The organism is Streptomyces sp. NBC_00859, from assembly GCF_045161865.1.
In the GTDB taxonomy this organism is placed as follows: Bacteria; Actinomycetota; Actinomycetes; order Streptomycetales; family Streptomycetaceae; genus Streptomyces.
In genome coordinates, this window is sequence record NZ_CP108826.1 from 1,735,852 (window position 1) to 1,760,258 (window position 24,407).

Annotated in this window: 21 protein-coding genes; 16 read left to right on the plus strand and 5 right to left on the minus strand. The window is 70.8% G+C overall.

Going from position 1 to position 24,407, the window contains the following annotated elements:
• The first annotated feature begins 4 nt into the window (after positions 1-4).
• The 14 genes from OG584_RS07160 (at position 5) to OG584_RS07225 (ending at position 14,162) form a co-directional block, all read left to right on the plus strand.
• The gene (locus OG584_RS07160; RefSeq protein ID WP_405776187.1) at positions 5-1,798 is read left to right on the plus strand and encodes a nickel-dependent hydrogenase large subunit; all 1,794 of its coding nucleotides are present in this window, start codon (positions 5-7) and stop codon (positions 1,796-1,798) included.
• Entirely contained in the window at positions 1,798-2,742 is a 945-nt protein-coding gene (locus OG584_RS07165) for a NifU family protein (protein ID WP_405776189.1), read from the plus strand. The genes OG584_RS07160 and OG584_RS07165 overlap by 1 nt, the downstream gene beginning before the upstream one ends.
• Entirely contained in the window at positions 2,739-3,392 is a 654-nt protein-coding gene (locus OG584_RS07170) for a DUF5947 family protein (RefSeq protein ID WP_405776191.1), read from the plus strand. Before OG584_RS07165 ends, OG584_RS07170 begins: the two co-directional genes overlap by 4 nt.
• The gene (locus tag OG584_RS07175; RefSeq protein WP_405776193.1) at positions 3,389-4,045 is read left to right on the plus strand and encodes a DUF6084 family protein; all 657 of its coding nucleotides are present in this window, start codon (positions 3,389-3,391) and stop codon (positions 4,043-4,045) included. Before OG584_RS07170 ends, OG584_RS07175 begins: the two co-directional genes overlap by 4 nt.
• Positions 4,042-5,466 carry a hypothetical protein gene (locus OG584_RS07180; protein ID WP_405776195.1) on the plus strand — a complete coding sequence of 475 codons (1,425 nt, stop codon included), beginning with the start codon at positions 4,042-4,044 and terminating at the stop codon, positions 5,464-5,466. Before OG584_RS07175 ends, OG584_RS07180 begins: the two co-directional genes overlap by 4 nt.
• The gene (locus OG584_RS07185; protein ID WP_405776197.1) at positions 5,463-5,582 is read left to right on the plus strand and encodes a DUF6893 family small protein; all 120 of its coding nucleotides are present in this window, start codon (positions 5,463-5,465) and stop codon (positions 5,580-5,582) included. The genes OG584_RS07180 and OG584_RS07185 overlap by 4 nt, the downstream gene beginning before the upstream one ends.
• 43 nt (positions 5,583-5,625) lie before the next feature.
• On the plus strand, positions 5,626-6,129 hold the full coding sequence (locus tag OG584_RS07190) for a hydrogenase maturation protease (RefSeq protein ID WP_405776199.1): 504 nt from the start codon (positions 5,626-5,628) through the stop codon (positions 6,127-6,129).
• Between the two features lie 2 nt (positions 6,130-6,131).
• Positions 6,132-8,738 carry a carbamoyltransferase HypF gene (hypF, locus tag OG584_RS07195; protein WP_405776201.1) on the plus strand — a complete coding sequence of 869 codons (2,607 nt, stop codon included), beginning with the start codon at positions 6,132-6,134 and terminating at the stop codon, positions 8,736-8,738.
• A gap of 71 nt (positions 8,739-8,809) precedes the next feature.
• Entirely contained in the window at positions 8,810-9,112 is a 303-nt protein-coding gene (locus OG584_RS07200; RefSeq protein WP_405776203.1) for a HypC/HybG/HupF family hydrogenase formation chaperone, read from the plus strand.
• Positions 9,109-10,212, plus strand: a complete 1,104-nt coding sequence (gene hypD / locus OG584_RS07205; RefSeq protein WP_405776205.1) for a hydrogenase formation protein HypD — start codon at positions 9,109-9,111, stop codon at positions 10,210-10,212. Before OG584_RS07200 ends, hypD begins: the two co-directional genes overlap by 4 nt.
• A gap of 8 nt (positions 10,213-10,220) precedes the next feature.
• Positions 10,221-11,288 (plus strand): hydrogenase expression/formation protein HypE, encoded by a 1,068-nt coding sequence (gene hypE / locus OG584_RS07210; RefSeq protein WP_405776207.1) that lies wholly within the window; start codon positions 10,221-10,223, stop codon positions 11,286-11,288.
• Complete coding sequence (locus tag OG584_RS07215; RefSeq protein ID WP_405776209.1) at positions 11,289-12,005, plus strand: DUF6390 family protein; 717 nt, start codon at positions 11,289-11,291, stop codon at positions 12,003-12,005.
• A 100-nt stretch (positions 12,006-12,105) separates the two neighbouring features.
• Entirely contained in the window at positions 12,106-12,888 is a 783-nt protein-coding gene (locus tag OG584_RS07220; protein WP_405776211.1) for a FadR/GntR family transcriptional regulator, read from the plus strand.
• Positions 12,885-14,162, plus strand: a complete 1,278-nt coding sequence (locus tag OG584_RS07225) for a CynX/NimT family MFS transporter (RefSeq protein ID WP_405776213.1) — start codon at positions 12,885-12,887, stop codon at positions 14,160-14,162. Before OG584_RS07220 ends, OG584_RS07225 begins: the two co-directional genes overlap by 4 nt.
• A gap of 96 nt (positions 14,163-14,258) precedes the next feature.
• On the opposite strand, the gene OG584_RS07230 is transcribed toward OG584_RS07225, so the two are convergent.
• The 3 genes from OG584_RS07230 to proP all read right to left on the minus strand — a co-directional run bounded on the left by OG584_RS07230 (position 14,259) and on the right by proP (position 19,307).
• Positions 14,259-17,111 carry an FUSC family protein gene (locus OG584_RS07230; protein ID WP_405776214.1) on the minus strand — a complete coding sequence of 951 codons (2,853 nt, stop codon included), beginning with the start codon at positions 17,109-17,111 and terminating at the stop codon, positions 14,259-14,261.
• Positions 17,108-17,566, minus strand: a complete 459-nt coding sequence (locus tag OG584_RS07235) for a MarR family winged helix-turn-helix transcriptional regulator (RefSeq protein WP_405776216.1) — start codon at positions 17,564-17,566, stop codon at positions 17,108-17,110. The genes OG584_RS07230 and OG584_RS07235 overlap by 4 nt, the downstream gene beginning before the upstream one ends.
• 127 nt (positions 17,567-17,693) lie before the next feature.
• Positions 17,694-19,307 (minus strand): glycine betaine/L-proline transporter ProP, encoded by a 1,614-nt coding sequence (gene proP, locus OG584_RS07240; RefSeq protein WP_405776218.1) that lies wholly within the window; start codon positions 19,305-19,307, stop codon positions 17,694-17,696.
• A 254-nt stretch (positions 19,308-19,561) separates the two neighbouring features.
• Here proP and OG584_RS07245 point away from each other — a divergent pair, with 254 nt between their 5' ends.
• The gene (locus tag OG584_RS07245; protein WP_405776220.1) at positions 19,562-20,869 is read left to right on the plus strand and encodes an MFS transporter; all 1,308 of its coding nucleotides are present in this window, start codon (positions 19,562-19,564) and stop codon (positions 20,867-20,869) included.
• Between the two features lie 144 nt (positions 20,870-21,013).
• Entirely contained in the window at positions 21,014-21,601 is a 588-nt protein-coding gene (locus tag OG584_RS07250; protein ID WP_405776222.1) for a DUF4232 domain-containing protein, read from the plus strand.
• 96 nt (positions 21,602-21,697) lie between these two features.
• Here the strand turns inward: OG584_RS07250 and OG584_RS07255 are convergent, their stop codons facing one another.
• The gene (locus OG584_RS07255; protein ID WP_405776224.1) at positions 21,698-22,495 is read right to left on the minus strand and encodes a DUF4232 domain-containing protein; all 798 of its coding nucleotides are present in this window, start codon (positions 22,493-22,495) and stop codon (positions 21,698-21,700) included.
• A gap of 65 nt (positions 22,496-22,560) precedes the next feature.
• The gene (locus OG584_RS07260) at positions 22,561-24,372 is read right to left on the minus strand and encodes a serine/threonine-protein kinase (protein WP_405776226.1); all 1,812 of its coding nucleotides are present in this window, start codon (positions 24,370-24,372) and stop codon (positions 22,561-22,563) included.
• Between the last annotated feature and the right edge of the window lie 35 nt (positions 24,373-24,407).

Sequence of the window (24,407 nt, forward strand, 5' to 3'; positions counted from 1 at the left end):
CGCAATGACCGCGACGCAACGCAGGGGTGGCAGCGGGAAGCAGGGCAAGGACGACCTTGTCGAGATGGCGTGGGACCCCATCACCCGCATCGTCGGCAGCCTGGGCATCTACACGAAGATCGATTTCAAGCAGAAGGTGGTGGCCGAGTGCCACAGCACCAGCTCCATCTTCCGCGGCTACTCGGTCTTCATGAAGGGCAAGGACCCGCGCGACGCGCACTTCATCACCAGCCGCATCTGCGGTATCTGCGGAGACAACCACGCCACCTGTTCCTGCTACGCGCAGAACATGGCGTACGGGGTGAAGCCGCCGCACCTCGGTGAGTGGATCGTCAACCTCGGCGAAGCCGCGGAGTACATGTTCGACCACAACATCTTCCAGGAGAACCTGGTCGGGGTCGACTACTGCGAGAAGATGGTCGCGGAGACCAACCCGGGAGTGCTGGAACAGGCCAACCGCACCCCCTCACCGCACGCCGGGGACCACGGGTACAAGACCATCGGCGACATCATGCGCTCGCTGAACCCGTTCACCGGCGAGTTCTACCGTGAGGCACTCCAGGTCAGCCGGATGACCCGGGAGATGTTCTGCCTCATGGAGGGCAGGCACGTACACCCCTCCACGCTCTACCCGGGCGGCGTGGGCACCGTGGCGACGGTCCAGCTGATGACGGACTACATCACGCGGCTCCAGCGCTACGTCGAGTTCATGAAGAAGGTCGTGCCCATGCACGACGACCTCTTCGACTTCTTCTACGAGGCCCTTCCCGGCTACGAGCAGGTCGGCAACCGGCGCATCCTGCTCGGCTGCTGGGGCTCCTTCCAGGACCCGGAGCACTGCAACTTCAAGTACCAGGACATGACCGAGTGGGGACGGAAGATGTACGTCACCCCCGGTGTGGTGGTGGACGGGAAGCTGGTCACCACCGACCTGGTGAAGATCAACCTGGGCATCCGGATCCTCCTCGGCTCGTCGTACTACGGCGACTGGGAGGAGCAGGAGATGTTGGTGACCCACGACCCGCTCGGCAACCCGGTCGACCGCAGGCACCCGTGGAACCAGCACACCAACCCGCAGCCGCAGAAGCGGGACCTGGACGACAAGTACAGCTGGGTCATGTCGCCGCGGTGGTTCGACGGCAAGGACTACCTCGCCCTCGACACCGGCGGCGGCCCGCTGGCCCGGCTGTGGACCACGGCCCTGGCCGGGCTCGTCGACATCGGGTACATCCAGGCCACCGGCAAGAGCGTCAAGATCAACCTCCCCAAGACCGCGCTCAAGGGCCCGGTGGAGCTGGAGTGGCACGTCCCGAAGTGGAGCAACACGATCGAACGCAACCGCGCGCGCACCTACTTCCAGGCGTACGCGGCCGCCTGCGCGCTGCACTTCGCGGAGAAGGCACTGGTGGAGATCCGGGCCGGCCGGACGAAGACCTGGGAGAAGTTCGAGGTCCCGGACGAGGGCGTCGGCTGCGGCTTCACCGAGGCGGTGCGCGGAGTGCTCTCGCACCACATGGTGATCCGGGACGGCAAGATCGCCAACTACCACCCGTACCCTCCGACCCCCTGGAACGCGAGCCCCCGCGACAACTTCGGCACACCGGGCCCCTACGAGGACGCGGTGCAGGGCCAGCCGATCTTCGAGGAGAACGACCGGGAGCACTTCAAGGGCATCGACATCATGCGCACGGTGCGCAGCTTCGACCCCTGTCTGCCCTGCGGCGTGCACATGTACCTGGGCGAGGGCAAGAAGCTGGAACTGCTGCACTCCCCCACCCAGTCCGCGGGCAGCGAGTGATGGCGCAGGAGGCCGGATCCGGGCCCGCCGACTGGCGGGCGACCGGCGACCGTATCGACACACTGATCACCGCCAGCGCCGCAGGCGGAGCCGTCGCCCGCGAACGGAGCGAGGAGCTGGTCCGGCTCGTCACGGACTTCTACGGCGCCGGTCTCGAGCGGCTGCTCGGCCTGGTGCACGAACACGGCGGGCTGGACGACGAGGTGCTGGCGGCCCTCGCCGCCGACGATCTCGTGGCGAGTCTGCTGCTGGTGCACGGTCTTCATCCGTACGGCGTGGAGACCCGCGTCGAGGAGGCGCTGGAGAGCGTCCGGCCGTATCTCGGTTCGCACGGCGGCGATGTGGAGCTGCTGGGCGTCGCGGAGGACGGCGTCGTCTCCCTGCGGCTGCTGGGCAGCTGCGACGGATGCCCCTCCTCGTCCGCCACGCTCAAGCTGGCCGTGCAGAGCGCGGTCGAGGCGGCGGCCCCCGAGATCACCGGCATCGAGGTGGAGGCGCAGGGGGAGAGCGGTACCGGGGAGCCCGGACCGCTGGTCACGGTGGACTCGCTGTTCTCGCGGCTCCACGAGGCGGCGGCGGCGCCGGGCGACGGCGGCTCGTCCTGGGAGGCCGTGCCCGGCCTGGAGGCCCTGGAGCCCGGCGGCGTCCGGCACTTCACCGCGGGCTCGGTCCCGGTCCTGGCCTGCCGGATCGGTGCCGACCTCTACGCCTTCCGCGACTGGTGTGCCCGGTGCGAGCGGTCCCTGGAGGGCGCCGCACTGGCCCGCCGGCTGGGCGGCGCGTCGGACGACGGGGTGCTGCGGTGCCCCGGCTGCCGTGCGCACTACGACGTACGCCGGGCCGGCGCCTGTCTCGACGAGGACGGCCTGCACCTCGACCCGCTGCCTCTCCTCGCGGACGGTCCGACGGTCTCCGTCGCGGTGCCCGCCCCGGTCTCCGCGTGAGCGCCCCGGGCCGTACGGCGACCCCGGTGGCCGCACTGCGGCGGATCAGCCGCAACCGCCCCCAGCAGGCCGCCGGGGAGCGCTGCGAGATGTGCGCCGAGCCGGTCGGCCCCGAACACTCGCACGTGGTGAACCTGGAGAGCCGCGGCCTGATGTGCAGTTGCCGCGCCTGCTACCTCCTCTTCACCGAGGAGGACGCACGGCTGCGCTACCGCGCCGTTCCGGAACGCTACCTCCGTTTCGAGGGTGTCCCGCTGGACGCACGGGCCTGGGACGAACTGCAGATCCCGGTGGGGCTGGCGTTCCTGTTCCGCAACTCGGTGCAGGACCGCACCGTCGCGTTCTACCCCGGTCCCGCGGGCGCCACCGAGTCCGAACTGCCGCTGGACGCCTGGGACACCATCGTCGAGTCCGCCCCGGCGCTGGCCGTGCTGCGCGCCGACGTCGAGGCGCTGCTGATCCGCCGCCCCGGTACCGGGGACGGCTCGTGCCATCTGGTACCCGTCGACGCCTGCTACGAGCTGGTCGGCCGGCTGCGGACGCTGTGGCGGGGTTTCGACGGCGGCCGTGAGGCGCACGAGGCGATGGACACCTTCTTCGAGCAGGTGCGGGACCGGAGCAGGGCCGTACCGGCCGAGGGGGTCTCGTGAGCGGCACGGACTTCTCCGTACTGGACTTCTCGGTACTCGACGTGGTGGCCGAACCGTACTCGGCGGCCCCCCGGTTGACCGCGCGGCTGCGCATCGAGGAGAGCAGCGGCGAGCGGATCCACGCGATCGTCCTGCAGTGCCAGGTCCGCATCGAACCGCAGCGCCGCTCCTACGACGCGGCCGAGGAGGAGGAACTGCGCGGGCTGTTCGGGGAGCGCGCCCGGTGGTCGGACACGCTGCGCCCGTTCCTCTGGATGCAGTGCAACACCACGGTCCAGGGGTTCACCGGAGCAACCGAGATCGACCTCGCGCTGCCCTGCACGTACGACTTCGACGTGACCGGCTCGCGGTATCTGCACGCTCTCGGTGACGGCGCGGTCCCGCTCACGCTGCTCTTCTCGGGCACGGTCTTCACCAAGGGCACCGCGGGGTTCGGCGTGCGGCAGGTGCCCTGGGACTGCGAGGCCCGTCATCCGATGCCCGTGGCGGTGTGGCGCGAGATGATCGGCGCCCACTTCCCGAACGCCGGGTGGATCAGGCTCGACCACGACGTCATCAAGGAGTTCGCCGGCTTCCGTGCGCGGCGCGGGCTGATCAGCTGGGAAGAGACGGTCCACACCCTGCTGGCCGGGACCGGAGAGGTGGTCCAGTGACCCCCGTGAATGCCATGACCCTCGACCACGTCCGTACGGTCGCCGACGCCGTGCTCTACGAGGGGTATCTCCTGTACCCCTACCGGGCCAGCTCCCACAAGAACCAGTCCCGCTGGCAGTTCGGGGTTCTGGGTCCGCCGTCCGCCGCACCCGCCTCTTTCGGCGAGCAGCCGGACATGGCGATGGAGTGCCTGCTGGCGCCGGACGGATCACCCGCCGCAGTCACCGTTCATCTGCGTTTCCTCCAGGTGCAGGTACGTGAGGTGCAGCGGCGCGAGGCGGACGGCGGGCACACCCCGGTCGCGGAACTCACCGTGGCCGGCGGGCAGGTCCTGAGCTGGGAGGAGGCGGTGGAGCAGGAGATCGTGCTGCCCGTACTCCCCCTGGCGGAGCCGGCCGACGTACGGCGCACGGTGCCCGGTGGTGAGGACGTCGAGCAGCTGACGGACCCGGACGGCACACCGGCCGGCCGCATCGTGCGGCGCCGGCTGCCACTGGACGTCCGGATCCGGGTGAGCGCCACCGCCGACGACGGCCTCCTGCGGCTGTCGCTCACCGTGGCCAACGAGCACCCGGAGACGGCCGGTTCCAAGGACGCCGCGATCCGCAGCTCGCTGATCGGGGCCCATCTGATCCTGCGGGCGCACGGCGGCGGGTTCGTCTCGCTGCTGGAGCCGCCGGAGCACGCGGTGGCTGCCGCCGCCCGCTGCCGGCAGCGCAGATGCTGGCCGGTGCTGGCCGGTGCCAGGGGATCGGCCGACACGGTCCTGGGCGCACCGATCATCCTCTACGACTACCCCGAGGTCGCCGAGCAGAGTCCGGGCGCCCTCTTCGACTCGACGGAGATCGACGAGATCCTGACCCTCCGCGTCATGACCATGACCGAGCAGGAGAAGGCCGAGGCACGGGCCACCGACCCGCGGGCGAGGGAGATCATCGAACGCTGCGACTCCATGTCCGCTGCGGATCTCCAGCAGCTGCACGGGCTGCTGCGCGACCCGCACGCGGCCGCGCGGCCCGGCCCCACGCCCCCGCCCGACGCCGCTCTGCGGGACGGTGGGCCGGCGGAGTTCGACACCGGCGGTGCGCCCTGGTGGGACCCGGCCTCGGACGCGAGCGTGTGCCCGGCGTCCGACTCGGTGCTCATCGACGGCGTCAGCGTCGCCAAGGGGAGCCTGGTGCGGGTCCACCCCTCGCGCCGCGCGGACGCCCAGGACCTCTTCTTCGACGGTCAGGTGGCGCGGGTGACCGCGGTGCTCTCGGACGTCGACGGCGGGACGCACGTCGCCCTGGTGCTCGTCGACGACCCGGCGGCGGACATGCACGACTGGTACGGCCGCTACTTCTATTTCGCCCCCGACGAGCTGGAGCCCCTGCCCGCCGGGACCACCCTCGAAAACCGAGAGGAGAGCCCCTCGTGAAGACCCTTGGCGTGATCACCGCAGTGGCGGGCGCCGTTCTGATGGCGGCCGCCGTGGCTGTCGGAGTGCAGTCGATCCCGGACATCCGCCGGTATCTGCGAATGCGCTCGATGTGAGCGCGGCGCCGGCTCCGGGGTCCGGCCGCGCGGAAGCCCGGACGTGGTACCGGTGACGGAGCGGGTACTGGTCGCCGGGGTCGGCAACCTCTTCCTGGGTGACGACGGTTTCGGTCCTGAGGTGGTCCGCGCGCTGGCCGGTGCGGACCCGCTTCCCGCCGGGGTCCGGGTCGTCGACTACGGCATCCGGGGCATGCACCTGGCCTACGACCTGCTGGACGGGTACGACGCGCTGGTCCTGGTCGACGCCTGCCCCGGTGACGGGCCGCCGGGCGATGTGACCGTCCTCGAAGTGGGGCCGGACGACCTCGGTTCGGGTGAATTCGACGCACACGGCATGAATCCGGTATCAGTACTGGCGAATCTGGAGCAACTGGGCGGTACCCTTCCGTCCACCTACGTCGTGGGCTGCACACCCGCCGACGTGGGTGAGGGCATCGGGCTCAGCCGCGCCGTCCTCGCGGCCGTGCCGGCGGCGATGGACGCCGTACGGATCCTGGTGGGACGGCTGCTGCCGTCCGAACCCGCCCCGACCAGGAGGTCCTGATCATGTGCCTTGGCATTCCCGGCCGGGTCGTGGAGCTCGTCGACGGGTATGCCGGCCAGCTCGCGCTCGTCGATGTCGAGGGCGCGCAGCGGCGCATCAACGTCGGGATGCTCGACGCCCCTCCGGTCAGCGGTGACTGGGTGCTGCTCCACATGGGCTTCGCCATGGAGATCATCGACGAGACGAAGGCCGGCGAGGCCATCTCGGGCCTCGAGATGATGGGCCGGGCCCGTACGGCGGAACCCGATCACACCTCGGCCCCCTCCCCCGCCGGCCGGCCGGCCCCGGTGGCGCGGTTGCGGCGGAGGTTCGAGGTGCACGGCGTGGTCCAGGGTGTCGGCTTCCGGCCGTTCGTCTACGTCAGCGCCCGCGAACTCGCCCTCAGCGGTTCGGTGGTGAACACCGGGGCCGGGGTCGTGGCCGAAGTCGAGGGCGACGCGGGGGCGGTGGCGGAATTCGGCCGGAGGCTGCGCACGGGCCCCCCGGTGCTCGCCGTGGTCGAGGCCGTCCACGAGTCGGACCTGGCGCCGTTGGGCGGTACGCAGTTCACCATCGGGGAGTCCAGCGGTGGCGGCCGGGCCCGCACGCTGGTGTCACCCGATGTCGCGACGTGCCGGGAGTGTCTCGACGAGATGGGCGATCCGGCGAACCGCCGCTACCGCCACCCGTTCATCACCTGCACCCACTGCGGTCCGCGGTTCACGATCGTCACCGGTATGCCGTACGACCGGGCGGCCACCACGATGGCCGCCTTCGCCATGTGCGGCGCCTGCCGGGCGGAGTACGGCGATCCGGGCGACCGCCGCTTCCACGCCCAGCCGATCGCCTGTCACGACTGCGGTCCGGCACTCGAACTGGTCCGTAAGGACGGGGCGCCCCCGCTGGGCGGCGAGGACGCGCTGCGGGCCGCACGGGAGTTGCTGGCCGACGGCCGGATCCTCGCGGTGAAAGGACTCGGCGGCTATCACCTGGCGTGCGACGCCCGCAACGAAACCGCGGTGGCCGAGCTGCGGCGGCGCAAGCGGCGCGGCGGCAAACCGTTCGCCGTGATGGTCGCGGACGCGGGCGTGGCGGCGGGGCTGGTGACGGTGACCGGGGACGAGGAACGGCTGCTCAGCGGTGTCCGCAGGCCCATCGTGCTGCTGCCGCGCCGCGGGGAGCCGGAGGGCACCGGGGTCTGCGCGTCGGTGGCGCCCGGCAGCCCGGACCTCGGGGTGATGCTCCCCTACACACCGCTGCACGTCCTGCTGTTCGGCATCGGTGACGACCGGCCGGGCCCCGATGTGCTGGTGATGACCTCCGCCAACCTGGCCGGTGAGCCGATCGTCACCGACGACGCGGCGGCACTCTCGGGGCTGGCGCCGCTGGCCGATGCCTGGCTGCGGCACGACCGGCGGATCGAGGTGCCCTGCGACGACTCGGTGAGCCGCTTCGTGGCGGGCGCGGAGCTCCCGCTGCGCAGATCCCGCGGTTACGCCCCGCTGCCGCTCGCGCTGCCCTTCGACGTACCGCCGACTCTCGCGGTCGGCGCCGACCTCAAGAACACCTGTGCACTGGGCGACGGCCGGTACGCCTGGGTGAGTCAGCACATCGGCGACATGGACGATCTCGCCACGGTCGACGCGCTGACCCGGACCGAGCGGCAGCTGGAGCGGCTCACCGGGGTCCGCCCGGGGATGCTGGCCGCCGATCTGCACCCCGGATACCGGTCGGGGGCCTGGGCCGTGGCGCACGCGGGCTCCCGGACGGTGCACCGGGTGCAGCACCACCACGCCCACATCGCGTCCGTCATGGGCGAACACGGCATCGGCGCGGGCGAGAGCGTGATCGGTGTCGCTTTCGACGGTACGGGCGCCGGTACGGACGGGGCGGCGTGGGGCGGCGAGGTGCTGATCGCCGGTTACAAGTCGTTCGAGCGGGCGGCACACCTGGCGTACGTGCCACTGGCGGGCGGCGACGCGAGCGTGCTGCGGCCGTACCGGATGGCACTGGCCCACCTCCGGGCCGCAGGGATCCCCTGGGACGACGGGCTGCCGTCCGTCCGCGCCTGTCCGCCGAGGGAACGGGACGTGCTGGAGCATCAGTTGGGCACCGGGTTCGGATGTGTGCCGACGTCGAGCATGGGCCGGCTCTTCGACGCGGTGGCATCGCTGGCCGGGGTGCGGCACGAGGCCGGCTACGAGGCCGAGGCCGCGATGGCCCTTGAGGGGCTGGCCAGGGCCGCCGGGCCCGATACCGCCGGTGCGGACGGGCGCTACACGTTCAAGATCACGCCCGCCGGGGACGGGGGGACCGCCGTCGCGGACCCGGCACCGGTCGTCCGCGCGGTGGTGTCGGACGTACGGGCGGGGGTCCCCGCGGAACTCGTCGCCGCCCGGTTCCACGGAGCGGTAGCCGCCCTGACCGTCGCCCTCGCGGACCTCGTACGCGTCCGGACGGGTCTGGGGGTCGTGGCTCTGGGCGGGGGCGTATTCCAGAACGCCGTACTGCTGGAGTCGGTCCAACGAAGCCTGGAGGCAAGTGACTTCACCGTATTGCGGCCGAGGCTGCTACCTCCCAACGACGGCGGCATCGCCTTGGGGCAGCTCCTGATCGCGGCGTCGGGCTGACCCGTACGCCGGTACACCGGGACATCCACAGAGATCCACGGATCCACCGGGATCCACAGAGAAGAGGGACCATGTGTCTGGCAGTTCCGGGGCGCGTCCTCAGTACCGCCGAGGTCGACGGCACCCTGATGGCCGACGTCGATTTCGGGGGCGTACGCAAGGAGGTGTGCCTCCAGTACATCCCGGATGTGACGGCCGGTGAGTACGTGATCGTGCATGTCGGGTTCGCCATCCAGCGCCTCGACGAGGACTCGGCCCTGCGGACGCTGGCCGACTTCGACAAGCTCGGAATCCTCGAGGAGGAGTTCGGCGACGGATTCGAACTCGCCGCACGGGCCGGACAGCAGGAGTTCCCCGAAGGAGTCGGCCGGTGAAGTATCTCGACGAGTTCAGCAACCCCGAGCAGGCGAAGAAGCTGCTCGACCAGATCCACGCGGCGACCACCCGGCCGTGGGCCATGATGGAGGTCTGCGGCGGCCAGACCCACTCGATCATCCGGCACGGAATCGATCAACTGCTTCCGGATCAGGTCGAGTTGATCCATGGGCCGGGCTGCCCGGTCTGCGTCACACCCCTGGAGATCATCGACCGGGCGCTCGCCATCGCGGCGAGGCCCGGGGTCATCTTCTGTTCCTTCGGTGACATGCTCCGGGTCCCCGGCAGCAGCCAGGACCTGTTCTCCGTGAAGAGCGCGGGGGGTGACGTACGGGTGGTGTACTCACCGCTCGACGCACTGAAGCTGGCCCGCGAGAACCCGGACCGGGAGGTCGTCTTCTTCGGGATCGGCTTCGAGACCACGGCACCCGCCAACGCCATGACGGTGTATCAGGCGAAGCGCCTCGGGGTGCGGAACTTCTCGCTGCTCGTCTCCCATGTCCTGGTGCCCCCGGCGATCGCGGCGATCATGGAGTCCGCCACCTGCCGGGTGCAGGCCTTCCTCGCCGCCGGACATGTGTGCAGTGTGATGGGAACTGCCGAGTACCCGCCGCTGGCGGAGAAGTACCGGGTGCCCATCGTCGTCACCGGCTTCGAGCCGCTGGACCTGCTCGAAGGCATCCGCCGCACCGTCGTGCAGCTCGAGGAGGGCCGGCACGAAGTGGAGAACGCCTATCCCCGCGCCGTACGCGACGAGGGCAACCTTCCCGCCATGGAGATGCTGCGGGACGTCTTCGAGGTGACCGACCGGACGTGGCGCGGCATCGGGATGATCCCGCGCAGCGGCTGGCGCCTGGCTCCCCAGTACGCGGAGTTCGACGCGGAGCAGCGGTTCGACGTCACCGGGATCCATACGGCCGAGTCGGCCCTGTGCCGGTCGGGCGAGGTCCTCCAGGGGCTGATCAAACCGCACGAGTGCGCGGCGTTCGGCAAGGAGTGCACCCCGCGCAAGCCACTGGGCGCCACGATGGTCTCCTCCGAGGGCGCCTGCGCCGCGTATCACACCTACCGCCGACTCGAACTGGTCGAAGCCAAGTGACTGAAGCGATGCAGTACCCCGCCGGCCTCGACTTCGAGAGCTGGGTGTGTCCCGTACCGCTGCGTGAGACACCGTCCGTGGTCATGGGCCACGGGGGCGGCGGGGCGATGTCGGGCGAGCTGATCGAGCACCTGTTCCTCCCGGCGTACGGCGCCGCCGCCGCGGCCGAACTGGGGGACTCCGCCGTGCTGTCCGTCGGCGGCGGCACCCGTCTCGCCTTCTCCACCGACTCGTTCGTGGTGAAGCCGATGTTCTTCCCCGGCGGGTCCATCGGCGACCTGGCCGTGAACGGGACGGTGAACGATCTCGCGATGTCGGGCGCGACCCCGCTCTTCCTCTCGACGGCGTTCATCCTGCAGGAGGGCACAGGGCTCGGCGAACTCGGCCGCATCGCCGAGGCGTTGGGTGCGGCGGCGCGGGCGGCGGGGGTCCAGCTGGTCACCGGGGACACCAAGGTCGTCGACAGCGCCAGCGGTGACGGGGTTTTCATCAACACCTCGGGGATCGGCGTGGTCCCCGACGGAGTCGACATCGGCCCGCGCCGTGCGCGGCCGGGGGACGCCGTCCTCGTCAGCGGCGACATCGGGGTGCACGGCGTGGCGGTGATGAGCTGTCGCGAGGGCCTGGAGTTCGGCACCACGGTCGAGAGCGACACGGCGGCACTGCACGGCCTCGTCGCCGCCATGATCGCCACCGGTACGGATCTGCATGTGCTGCGGGATCCCACCCGCGGCGGTGTGGCTGCCTCGCTGAACGAGATCGCCCGCGCCGCGGACGTCGGCATCGAGCTGGTCGAGCGGGAACTGCCCGTACCGGATACCGTGCGCGACGCGTGCAGTCTGCTGGGACTCGATCCGCTGCAGGTGGCCAACGAGGGAAAGCTGCTCGCGGTGGTGCCCGCGGACGCGGCCGATCAGGTCCTCGCGGCGCTGCGGGCCCACCCCCTCGGCCGCTCGGCCCGCCGGATCGGTACCTGCGTACCGGACCACGCCGGGATGGTCGTGGCCAGGACCGGGCTGGGCGGCAGCCGGGTGGTCGGGCTCCCGATCGGCGAGCAGCTGCCGCGGATCTGCTGAATGAGCGCCGCCGGGGCGATGCTGTTCGCCCGATACGCCTATCCGCCCAACGAGCTCGGATACTGCGGGCCGCAGGACGCAGAGGCCCTGCTGCGCCCCGGCGCGGTGGCCGGCATGGAGGAACGGGCGCGGCAGTTCGAGGGGGCCTGGAGCTATCTCGAATTCCTCGCGGAGTCCGCCGGCGTCCCCGATCCGCTCGACGTCCGTGTCGTGGAGGCCTACTGGATCGGCAACGAACTGCTGGAATCGGCCGACCCCGGGGCGCTGGTGGAGCGCCTGCTGGACCGGTTCCGGGGGCAGACCGGCGGCACCTGGCGGGAGGCCGCGCACCGGGCCGTCGCCCACCACAGCTTCCAGGTGTTCGACGTGTATCCGTGGGCGGGTCTCCTGCGCACCACCGGCAACCCGACCGCGCTGTCCGTGCTCGACCAGTGCCGTATCCGTACGGGTGTTGTCATCGGTGTCGACGGCGAGTCGGCCACCGTGGAGTCCCGTCCGCTGAGCTGGACCGGGAAGGCGCTCGCACCGGGGCGGCCGCGGCGGGAGCCGGTCCGCTGGTCCACGGGCGGCAGATCACTGATCGCGGGGGTGTGTCCCGGGGACCTGGTCGCTCTGCACTGGGACTGGATCTGCGACGTGCTCACCGAGGAGCAGGCCACACGTATCGAGTCGCTGGAGGGCCACCGGCACAGCGAGGTCAACGCCCTCGTGGCGTGAGGCCAGGGGCCCTGCGGCGTACCGCCGGGCCCCTGGCCCCGCTTCAGCAGTCAAACATGGGATGTTAGGTTGATTGGAGGTATTGATCCTGGAGGTACACATGCCGCTGCGCGCGACGGAGCGCTCCAGCCTGGTCGGACGCGTGATCGACCAGCTGCAGACCCTCATCGAGTCCCGGGAGTGGCCGGTCGGTACGAAGATTCCGGCGGAGCCGGTCCTGGTGGAACTGCTCGGCGTGGGCCGCAACACGGTGCGTGAGGCGGTGCGTGCGCTGGTCCACAGCGGCATGCTGGAGCCACGGCAGGGAGACGGGACCTACGTACGCGCCGCCGACGACCTCGGCGCCGCCCTGCTGCGGCGGCTGCGCCGGGCCAGTCACCTCGAAGCGCTCGAAGTCCGGTCAGGGCTGGAGCGCGACGCGGCACGGCTGGCGGCAGAACGCCGGACCCCGCAGGACATGGCCGCGCTGCGGGCAGCCCTGCGACGCCGCGAAGAAACCAGGCGGGAGCCCGATCCCACGGCGTTCGTGGACGCGGACGTCTCCTTCCACCACACGGTGGTCGCCGCCGCGCACAACAGCATGCTGACCGATCTCTACAGCCATCTCACCGACGGACTGCGCGCCGCGGTCACCTCCGTGGCCCACGCCCCGCTGCCGGACGGACCGCGCTTCCAGCTGGATTCGCACGCCGCTCTGGTGGACGCGATCGAAGCGGCCGACGCCGACGGGGCGACCCGCTGTGTCGAGCACTACATCAACGAGACCATCGCCTCCGTACGGAGCCTGCAGGACGCGGATCCGCTGCCCGGCCGGCCCGACGGAGCGGGCCCGGGAGCGGGCCCCGACGGACATCCCGAACAGAACACAGGAGCCGGCTCATGAAGGCCACCCGCGCCGGACAGGACATGGCACACCGGCAGCACGAGCGCATACCGGACTCCCCGGCCTCCGGGGTACGGCCCGGCGGCCTGCTCGCCTTCGGTGTGATCGTCCTGGCGCTGAACCTGCGCCCCGCCGTGGTCGCGGCCTCGCCCCTGCTCGACACCATCCGCGACGGTACGGGGATGTCCGCCACCGCGGTCGGGCTGCTGACCACCCTGCCGCTCCTCTGCTTCGGCCTGCTGGCGCCGTTCGCGCCGCGTCTGGGCCGCAGATTCGGCATGGAACCCGCGCTGCTCGCCACCATGGTGGCGATCTGCGCCGGAACAGCACTGCGGCTGGTGCCGTCGATGGCCGCGCTGCTCGGCGGCACCGTCATCGTCGGCGCGGGCATCGCCGTCGCGAATGTCCTGCTGCCCGGAGTCATCAAGCGCGACTTCCCGCACCGGGTCGGCCTCATGACGGGCCTGTACTCGATGTCGCTGTTCGGCGGAGCCGCGCTGGCGGCGGGCATCACCGTCCCCGTGGAGCACGCCGCGCACCTGGACTGGCGCACCACGCTGGCGATGTGGGGGCTGCTCGGCGTGTTCGCGGTGGTCATCTGGGTTCCGCAGTTCCGGCGCCACACCAGGGCCACGGCCGCCGAGGCGCGCGGCGCGGCGCATCCGGTCCGGGGGCTCTGGCGGCACCCGGTCGCCTGGCTGGTCACCGGCTACATGGGTCTGCAGTCCCTCTCGTACTACGCCGCGGCCGCCTGGCTGCCGACCATTCTGGGCAACGCGGGCATGGCCGAGGGCACCGCGGGATGGATGCTGTCCTTCTCCAGCCTGCTGGGGATCGCGGGAGCCTTCCTCTCCCCGGTGCTCGCCTCGCGGGGGGTGCGGCCGGGGCTGCTGGCGACGCTCGGCGCCATGCTGACGGTGGCCGGTTTCGCGGGGCTGGTCGCCGCCCCCGTGAGTGGGGCCTACCTCTGGATGGCTCTGCTCGGGCTCGGCCAGGGCGCGGCGATCTCGCTGGCGATGCTCTTCATCGTGGAGCGGGCGCCGGACGGCCGGCACGCCGCTCAACTGTCCAGCATGGCCCAGTGTTTCGGCTATCTGCTGGCCTCGGTCGGGCCGCTGGCGCTGGGCGCCCTGCACCAGCTGACCGACAGCTGGACGGTGCCACTGGTGATGCTGATCGTGCTGCTGGTACCGCAGGCGTTCATCGGCCTCGGCGCCGCTCGCGAGCGTCACGCGGCCCCGGCCGGGGCCCAGGACCGGGAGACTCAGGGCTGACGGACCGGCGCCGGGAACGGCTGTGCGGGCCGGCCAGGGGTCAATGACCCGCAGCCGGCCCGCACAGCCGTTCTCTGCGCAGCGGTCGCGTTCCGGCTACCGCTGCGCCGGATGCAGCCGCATGTCGTGGTGCATCTCGCCCTCGGTGAGGGACACCGTCAGGAACTCCGCGCGCGGAGCGTGCGACGAACCGGCGGCGATCAGCGTGTACGTGCCGGGTTCCAGACCGCTGATCCGGTAGCGGCCGCCGACCGCGCGGCAACCGGCCTGGCGCTTGCCCCGCGCACTGACCACAGTGATCCACGCGTCGCAGCCGGCCGGATGGTCCGGACACTGCAGGGAACCACTGACCACGACCGACCCAGCGGTGTTCGCCGCCCGCCCCCGCGCGGTCTCGTCCGTGCGGGCGACGGGTACGGCGACGGGCGCGGGAGCCGCAGCCCCGGCGCCGGCCGCCTGTGAGGCGTGCGCCGGGACCGGTCCGCGCGGTGCGGGAAGCCCGCCCGGCTTCCGCTCGTCGGCCTGCCGGGTGTGTGCGGCCCAGGCCGCCAGGACCTCCTGGGTACGGCGTTCGCGCGGGGTGGCGGGCGCCGGCGCCGCACGGTCATGGCCGTGCGGTCCCGCGGGCTCGGGGCGCGGTTCCGTGGACGCGGCAACGGTCCGCAGGCCGCGGCCCTCGGCGTATCCGGCCAGCACCTCGTCCAGTGCGGCCAGCTCTCTGAGCGCGGTGTGCAGCCGGTCGGCCCGGGGGCCGGCCGGAGCCCGCAGCTGGGATTCCAGCTCACGGACGAGCGGACTCACCCGGACCCAGGTCCCGCCGGGCTCCCCGGTCGAGAAGTGCCGGTCGAGTGCGCGCAGCGACTCCAGGAAAGTCTGCGTGATCCGCTCGACGTGCCCGGTGAGCCGGGGCCCGAGATCGATGTCGACGTCGGCCGAAGCCGCCAGCGCCCGTGCGTGCGCCGTGGCCGTGGCAAGGAGCGCGAGCCGGTTCTCGGTGCCGCGCCCCCGTACGCCCAGCGGCATCCGGACGAGCGGCCGGGCCACACTGCGGATCTGGAACAGTGCGGCGTCGACCCCGCGGGCGGCGCCGCGCAGCCGGACGGGGGCCTCCGGGTCCTCCCACCGCTCGTGGACCTGGGTCACCAGGTGTTCGAGCGCGGCGACATAACCGCGGTCCGCCTCCTGGGCGACCTTCCGGGTGGAGAGCGGGAAGATCAGTGCGGCACAGGCGGTGGCGACGAGGATCCCGATCCCGTTGTCCAGCAGACGCTCGCCGAGGAGGTGGTCCATCCCGCTGTACGGCGTCGACATTCCGTAGAGCTGGACGAGGGCCATGACGAGTCCCACGACCCAGTAGGCGTACTGGCGTTGCATACCCCAGGCACCCAGGGTCAGTCCCGCCACGATGACCAGGAGCGTCGGATAGATGTGGCCGGGGCCGATCACATGCAGCAGCCAGATGCCGACCACCGCGCCGACGACCGTGCCGGCCATCCGGTGGGCGAGCTTGCGCAGCCGTTCGTGCGTGGTGTTGGTGCCGAAGAGAGTGATCATCACGCCGACCAGGCCCCAGTAGAAGCGCCGGGGGTCGATGGCGTCGGTGATGGGGCAGACGATGGCGCAGGCCACCGCCGCGTGCAGCGGTACGCGTACGTACGGGACGACTCGCCGCCAGCCCTTGAGCTCCTGGGCCGCCGCGATCCGCCGGGCGACCGCGCCGGTTCCGGCCGGGCGGTTCTGCTCCAGGGCAACCGTGGGCTGGAAGGGGACCTTCGCACGTGCCCGCGGCGCGTTCCAGCCGAGTTCGAGCCAGTGCGCGAGGGAGTCGGCGAGCGAGTCGAGCAGGTGGCCGACGCGACGGGCCAGCACCGCGGCCTCGGCCTCGTCCGGACTCGCGTTCCGGTCGCCGAGGACGTCGGTGGCCTGCTGCTGGATCAGCCGGGCCGCGGGGTGCAGGGCGTCGGCCCGGCCCAGCGGGGTGTCGCGGGCGACGACCAGCGCCACGACCATCGCCTCCCGCAGGTGCTGGGGCACGGGCAGCCGGGCGAGCCGCTGCACCGCCTGGCCGATGCCCTGCAGCGCGAGCTCGGCGTCGAAGAGGTACTGGTGGAGCAGTTCGGCGGTGTGCGGGTCGGCGGCGACCTCGGGCTGGGCGAGCCGGCCGTCGATGGTGACGGTGGTGATGTTGAGACGGCGCAGACTCCGCCGCATGCGCTTGATCGCCACGTCGTGGTCGGCGTCGGGGTCCAGCGCGGCCGTGGCGGCGTCGCCGACCCGGCGGGCCTCGACGACGAACGCGCGCTGGGTACGGAGCAGATCCTCACGGGGCATCGGGCAGCAGAGCAGCAGCCGTGCGGCGAGGATGGCGGCCGAGGACACCACGGCCACGACGAACAGCTTCCCGCACAGGTTCAGCGGGATGTTGGCCATCATGCCGACCATGAAGGAGTTGAAGAGCATCATGCCGGTGAGCAGTGCCAGTGACCCGAACCGCGCGAGGAAGAAGGTCACCGCGAGGGCCGTCACCATCAAGGTGAGTTCCAGCGCACGGTCCTGGTGCAGCCACGCGGCGAGCGGCAGGACGGCCGAGTAGGGGAACGGCATCCACAGAATGGAGCGGGTCAGCCGGAGCGGGGTGTTCTCGGCGATGGCGAACGCGCTCATCAGGCCCATCATGCCGCCGACCATCATGCCGAGCATGGCCGGCAGGGTCAGGGCCACGGACATCCCGTATCCGACCGCCAGCCCGGTGCTGACGGCGACCAGTGAGCGCCATCCGGACTGCAGCTGACCGAGTCCGGGGTCGGCGGCGAGCACCCAGTCCCACCAGCGTCTCGGCCCGCCGACCCGGCGGGGTGCGACAGCGCCTCCCGTACGCGGTGGCCGGCCCTCGTCCCGGTCGGGGGCGGGGGCCGTGTTTTCGGTGGCTTCGGTGGCTGAGGTGGTCAACTGACCTCCGGTTCGACGGCGTGCAGAAGGGTGGATACCGCATCTCGGGCGAGGCCCACGGCGCGCTCCGGGTCGTCGACGTTCGTCCGCAGCCCTTCGAGGAGAGCCGAGGCCATTCGCTGCCGGGCGTGCTCCAGGAGCTCAGCGCCCGCGGGGGTGAGCGACGCCTCCACGACGCGCCGGTCCCGTGAGCAGCGTTCCCGCTCGATGAGGCCGCGTTCCTCCAGCTCCTGGAGCACGACGGTCACCCGGGGCTGGGCGAGGCCGGTGTACGCGGCTATCTCGGTGACCCGGCGCGGCCTGGGTTCCAGTGCGTCGAGTACCGCGGTGTGACTGCGCGGCAGCCCGAATTCACCGGCCCTGAAGAGCGCCTGGGAGAGCCGTCCGATGCCTCGCAGAAGCCCTCGGGCGGCGTCCTCGATCCGCTGCTCGTCGCGGGCCGGAGGTAGATGCATATGGCAATTATATATTACCGATATGGGTACAGGCGCACCGTCTTCCGGGTGCGGCACGTGCCACTGCTCACACGGCGCCGCGGGACTCCGCGACACCGTGTGTCCCACCTCTCCTGCGCGTCGTACCTCAGTCCTTCTTGTCGTTGTGCGCGTCATGCGCGCCGTGCCGGGCCCACGGGTGACGGAGATGGATCCAGACGTCCCGCGCCCGTCGCCCGGCCTCGGTGCGACTCTCGGCGACGAGCGAGCGCGCCTGGTCGGGGGTCTCCACCATGGGACCCGAACCGCGCAGGGGGCGGCCCGCCGTCTCGTGCAGGAAGTAGGTCGCGACGAGTCCGACGACCCCGGCGACCATCAGGTAGTACGCGGGAACCATGTCGTTCCCGGTCGCCTCCACCAGACCGGATGCGATCAGGGGCGTCGTACCGCCGAAGAGCGAGACCGAGACGTTGAACGAGATCGACAGGGCCCCGTACCGCAGCCGCGTCGGGAAGAGCGCGGGCAGCGTGGAGGCCGATGTTCCGGCGAAGCAGACCAGCAGCAGCCCCAGGATCAGACAGCCGAAGGCGGGCAGCAGGATGCCGCCCTCCCGGATCAGCAGGAACGCCGGAATCGCGAGGACGATGAGGGCGATACTGCCCGCCATGAAGACGGGCCTGCGGCCCCAGCGGTCGGACGAGCGGCCCACCGTGGTGATGGTGAGCACCACCACGATCATGGTGCCGAGTACCAGCAGCTGGGCGGTGAGCGCGTCCTGGCCGAGGGTCTCGGTCATGAAGGTCGGCAGGTACGAGGTCACCATGTAGTTGGTGACGTTGTAGAGCAGGACAAGGCCCATGCAGATGAGCACCGCCTGCCAGTGCTCGGTGAAGATCTCCTTCAGCCGTCCGTGACCGGACTGCCTGGCCACTTCCACCGGGTCCTCGTCGCCTTCGGCGTGACCCTCAGCCGCGTACTGGGCCGCGTTCTCCTCCGCCTGCCGCTTGAAGGCAGGGGTCTCCTCCAGCCGCAGCCGCATGTACAGACCGATCAGGCCGAGGGGCCCTGCCACCAGGAACGGGATCCTCCAGCCCCAGTTCACCATCCCGTCGTCCCCGACGACGGCGGTCAGGACGGTGACGATGCCGGAACCGAGCGAATAGCCGACGAACGTACCGAAATCCAGCCAACTACCCAGGAATCCGCGCCTCTTGTCGGGCGAGTACTCGGCAATATAGGTGGTCGCCCCCGCATATTCGCCGCCGGTTGAGAAACCCTGCACGAGACGGCAGATCAGCAGCAGGATCGGCGCGGCGAATCCGATCGACTTGTAACTCGGCAGGAAGGCGACGGCGAATGTACTGATCGCCATCATGATCATGGTCGCGGCGAGTACGCGTTTACGGCCGATACGGTCGCCGAGCGGACCGAACACCAGTCCACCGAGGGGCCGCACCAGGAATGCCGCGGCGAAGGTGGCAAAGGTGGAAACCACCTGCGCCCCGGGCGAACTCGACGGGAAGAAGACCTTGCCCAAGGTGCCCGCCAAATAGGCGTACACCCCGAAATCGAACCACTCCATCATGTTGCCGAGCGCGGATGCGGACACCGCCCGGCGCACCTCGGGTTTGTCGGTGACCGTCACGTCATCCTCGCTCAGCGCCTTCTTGCGGCGCCGTAGCAGGATGCGGAGGAGCCGGTCATTGGCGGAGTTGGCTCCGCCGGACGGCCGTGTTTCCCTTCGGGGGCGTCCCTTGCTCATGTCATCCCGTCTGCAGAGCGGCATTACCGCGTTCATCATTGCTTCGGTTTCCCCTGTCCAGTTTCGTCGGAGAAACACGGGAGACCGCGTGTCGGCGCGCCTTCGCGGAGAACCGTCCGTAATACGGAGTGCCGGACCGCTCCGATCCGTGCATTGCCGGGACAATGCACCGCACAGCACACGGACGGTCACACCGAAGCCACAGCCACCGCGAACCCGCACACCGCGAAACACGAACAGATCCGGAGAAAGGCATGATCCCCCAGGAGACAGGCGATTTCGGTACGGCAGCTGGGGAGCCTGCCGAGGGGGACGACGGGAAAGTCACGCCCGAGCAGTGGAAATGGTCGGTGCTGGCCGGCATGGCCTCCTACATGGACGCCGGATCCATCGTCGCGCTGGGCGCCGGCCTGGTGATGTTCCAGTCCTATCTGCACCTGAGTTCGAATGCCGTGGGACTTCTCGCGGCGCTGGGCCCCAACGCGGTCGGCTGCGCGATCGGCGCGTTCATCGGCGGGCGGCTCGGCGACACCCTGGGCCGCAAGCGGATCTACAAGTACGACCTGCTGGTGTATGCGGCGGGCATCCTGTGCATCGCCCTCGCGGTCAACCCCCTGATGCTCTTCCTCGGCACCTTCGTCGTCGGACTCGCCGTGGGCGCCGACGTCCCCACCTCGCTCGCCCTGGTGGGTGAATTCGCACCTGCGGCAGCGCGCGGAAAGCTTCTCGGGTTCACCCAGATCGCCTGGAGCCTGGGGCCGGTCATTGTGCTGCTGCTCGCTCTCTTCCTCGCCCCGTTCGGCCTGTTCGGCATCCGGCTCGTGTTCCTTCAGCTGTTCGTCGTGGCTCTGGTCACCTGGGCACTGCGCCGCGGTCTGGCGGAGTCGGCACGCTGGAAGACGGCCTTCGCTTCAGCCGTGTCGGCCAGGCCCACCGCGAGCGACCTCTTCCGGGGGCCCAACCGGAACGCGCTGATCTGGACCGGGACGATCTACCTCTTCTGGGGACTGGCCGCCGCGACCAACGGCATCTTCACGCCGTACATGATCAGGACCCTGCACGCCGGAAGCCAGTCGGCCGGGGTGGGGCTCGCCTGTGCGGGCTTCGTGGTGAGCATCGGCGCGGCGCTGCTGTTCATGAAACACGTCGACCGGAGTCACCGGACACGCAAGTGGATGTGGGGTGCGGGCGGCGCCATGCAGGTCATCGCCTACGTCAGCTATCTGGTCCTGCCGTTCACCATCCCGGTGATCATCCTGAACATCGTGCTCTTCGCCGTGGGCGGGACCTTCGCCGGCGAACCGCTCTACAAGATCTTCAGCCAGGAGCTGTTCCCGACCATGCTCCGCGGTACGGCCCAGGGCTTCACCTTCGGCCTCTCGCGTACCTTCGTCGGGGTCTGGAGCCTCTTCGTACCGGCCCTCGCGAGCACCGGCATCCGGCCCGTGGCGGGAATGCTGGCCGTGTTCCTGATCATCAGCGGCTCTGTCGGCTTCTTCTTCATGCCCGACACGGCGGGAAAGTCGCTGGAGCAGATCGAAGCGGAGCGCGCCTTCGCCTGAACGGACGGAATCCGGAAAGCGGACGCCAACCCGCCATATCTCGCCCGATGTGCCATGAACTTTCTCGCGGTCGGCCGCATCTCACTGCGTGGAGAACGTGAACAGCACGCGAAACCGCACCATTGAGAGTGGAGATCGATCGACATGGCTGAGCAGCACCGGAACAGCACCGTCCCGCGCACTGGCGCCACCCGCACCCGCGTGGCCCGCCGTATAGGCGGCGCGGGGCTCGCCGTCGTCGCCGTCGCCGGACTCGGACTCGCCGGGGCCGGCGCCGCCCAGGCGGCAGGGGCCCGGACCACGCCCACCTGCGCCACCTCGGGGCTCACACCCTCCTTCGGGCAGGATCTGGCCGGCGGGATGAACCACCAGGGCGTCGTCCTCAAGCTCAAGAACACCAGTGGCCACACCTGCGACCTGCGCGGATACCCGGGTCTCGGGCTCCAGGACTCGGGCCACCACACCCTCGCATCCTCCGCGCACTGGGGCAGCACCTGGTACGCCAAGGGCCCGGCCAAGCAGACGCTGACCCTCAAGAACGGCCAGAGCGCCGAGTCGGTCATCGCCTGGACGCACGCCAACACCGGAACTTCCGGCGCCCGGCACGCCGCCTACCTGGTGGTCACCCCGCCTGCCGCCACCACCCACAAGACCTTGAAGTTCCCCCAGTGGGTCGACAACGGTGACCTCGACGTCACCGCACTCGCCTCGCACATCAGCGTCACCGGCTGAAACCGAACAAGGATGAACGAGAGGGGCGGGCCGTGAGGCCCGCCCCTCTCCCACGTCCGGCCGCGGGTTTCCCGCAGCCTGCTCACGCCCCGCGGCTCAGTCGCCCGATCCGGCAGAGAACGACCCGACGCGCGGCCCCGAAGTCTTCGCGTCCGCCGGAACCGGGCCACCGTCCCACGGCACGATCAGCGCGACCTTCTCGTCCGGCGGAGTGACCCGTACGGTCGGCGGAGTCACCTTGCCCGCCCCGGACACCTCCGGGTTGGTGAACGACAGCGGCGCCCATGCGGTCGCCCCGGGTGCCACCTTCACCTGGCCGCCGGACGAGCCGGTGCGCTCGGGGTTCACCGAGACCTGGCTCCCCCTGTTGTCGACGAAGGCGAGGCCCGGGAAACCACTGACGGTGCAGGTGTGGCCGGACTTGTTGGTGAGGACCAGCGCGAAGTTCTCCTGGCCCGCACCGGGGTGGTTCTCACCGACCGACAGGCTGAGCTCGGAGGTGTGGCAGCGGGTCACGGCCGCCGGTGCGGGCGTGTTCCCGCCTCCGCCGCCTCCGCCCCCACCACTGGTGCTACTGCTGCTGCTCGGTGCTCCGCCGCTCGGGGAACTCTTCGCGCCGCCCGACGGGGCAGCAGTGCCCGTCCCGTTTCCCGGCTTCGACGGGGCCGGGCTCGCGCCCTCGCTGCTGCCGGGCTTGGCGGCCGACGCTCCGCTGGTCACCGGTCCCCCGGCGCTGACCACCTTCTGCGGGCCCGAGTCGCTGTTGCCGCAGCCTGTGAGCAGCAGCGCACCTGCGACGGCCGCCGTGGCGGTGACGGCGACCAGACCCCGGCGGGCGGTGGGGCCTGTCCCGGCCACGCGGTCCGCCCTGCCCCGTTGTGCTGGATTCGGCATTGTCCCGACCGTCCCTTCCTCGACGTCCCTATGACTACCTGAGATGCCCGGAAGGGCCGAAAAGTTCACGCGGCCGTCCGTACGCTCCGCAGAATGCGGTCCGTGTCATCGGTGCCGAAACTCTCCGGGCATCTGATCTGCACGTACACCGGCGGGCCGCCCTTGGCGGCGGGGATCAGCGCGATCTCCTTGAGGCTCCGGCCGCCGGTCCCGCAGGAGTCCCAGGTGCGGACGGTGCCGTGCCACCGGCTGTCCGTGTAGTTCCTCGTGCCGGCGTCCTCGCAGCCGGGGTGCGTGCTCCGCTTGACCGTGCCGGCCAGCGCCGCCGGAATGCCGCTGCCGGAGCCGGCCGTACCGACGAACACACCGTCGTCCCCGGTCGACAGGTCGGACCAGCCGTCCACGGAGTGCGCCACCGTCAGTCCGGGCTGGTGTGCTGAGTCGATGCCGAGGGCACGGGGCGACCAGCCGGAGTCGGCGAGCTGTACGGCCCACGCGTGCGGGACTTCCAGAGTGAGCTTCCCGGACGCGTCACTGACCCGTTCCGTGCTCGGCGGCTTGCGCTCCCACAGAGTCAGCGCTGTCCCCGCGCCGGCGGCGACCGCTACGGCCGTCAGCACGGTCAGCACGGTCCGCAGGGTCCTCCTGCCCCGCACACGAGGACGCGGCGCACCGTCCAGGACGTCCTCGGGCGATGCGGGCACCGGCGGGACGGCGGACGCCGAAAGCGTGTGCGGCGCAGGAGACGCGCCGGGTCCCGAAGAGATCAACGACGGTTCGGAGATGAACGGGGCGGCAGGCACCGGAGAGGCAGCGGGTGCGGTGGGTACGGGCGAGATCCCCGGTACCGGAAAGGCAGCTGAGGCGGGAGGTACGGGCGAGACATCCGGTACCGCAAAGGCAGCCGGGGCGGGAGGTACGGGCGAGACATCCGGTACCGCAAAGGCAGCCGGGGCAGGAGGTACGGGCGAGGCATCCGGTACCGCAAAGGCAGCCGGGGCAGGAGGTATGGGCGAGGCGACGGGGGCGGACGGGGCAGCATGAACGGGCGGACCGGCCACAGCGGATGCCGCCGGTCCGGACGCCGGATTCTCCCGCAGCCGCTCCAGCTCCTCGGTGAACGCCCGCGCGCTCTCCCAGCGGTCCTCCCGGTCCGGCTCCATGGCCCGCCGGACCGCGGCCACGACCGGCGCCGGGAGACCGGGACGCAGCTCGTCGGCCGGGAGCACCTTGCCGGGAGGGCCGGGGACCGTGCCGGTGAGCAGGTGGTGGAGGACTGCGCCGAGGCTGTAGACGTCGGCGCGCGCGTCGATCCCGTCGTACGGCTGGGCCTGCTCGGGCGCCATATAGCCGCTGCTGCCCGCGATCACCGTGAGACCGGACGCCTGCGCCAGGTTCTTCGCCAGCCCCAGGTCGGCGATGAGGACGCGCTCCTGGCCGCCCGGCCGCCCCTTGAGCAGGATGTTCGACGGTTTGATGTCCCGGTGCACGATGTCCGCGTCGTGCAGCGCGGCAGCCCCGCGCGCCGCCTCAGCGGTCAGCTTCAGCGCCTCGTCCACCCCGAGCTCACCCGCGGTCAGCAGGTCGTCGAGGGTGCCGTGGTCCGCGTACTCCATGACGAAGTAGGGACGCCCGTCCGGGAGGTCACCGATGTCGAAGACCTGGACCACACCGCCCGAGTTGGCTCTGCGCAGCAGTCGCGCCTCCGCCACGAAGCGCTCGCGGATGTCCAGGCGGTACGACCAGTTGTCGGCCATCACCTTCACCGCGACATCGGCGTGCAGCCGTTCGTCGTGGGCCAGCCACACCACGGCGAACGCCCCCGTGCCCAGGCGCCGCTGCACGCGGTACCGGCCAATCTCTTCTGGTACGGACATGTGGCTATCATGCATGGGTGATCCCCCAGCGAGTC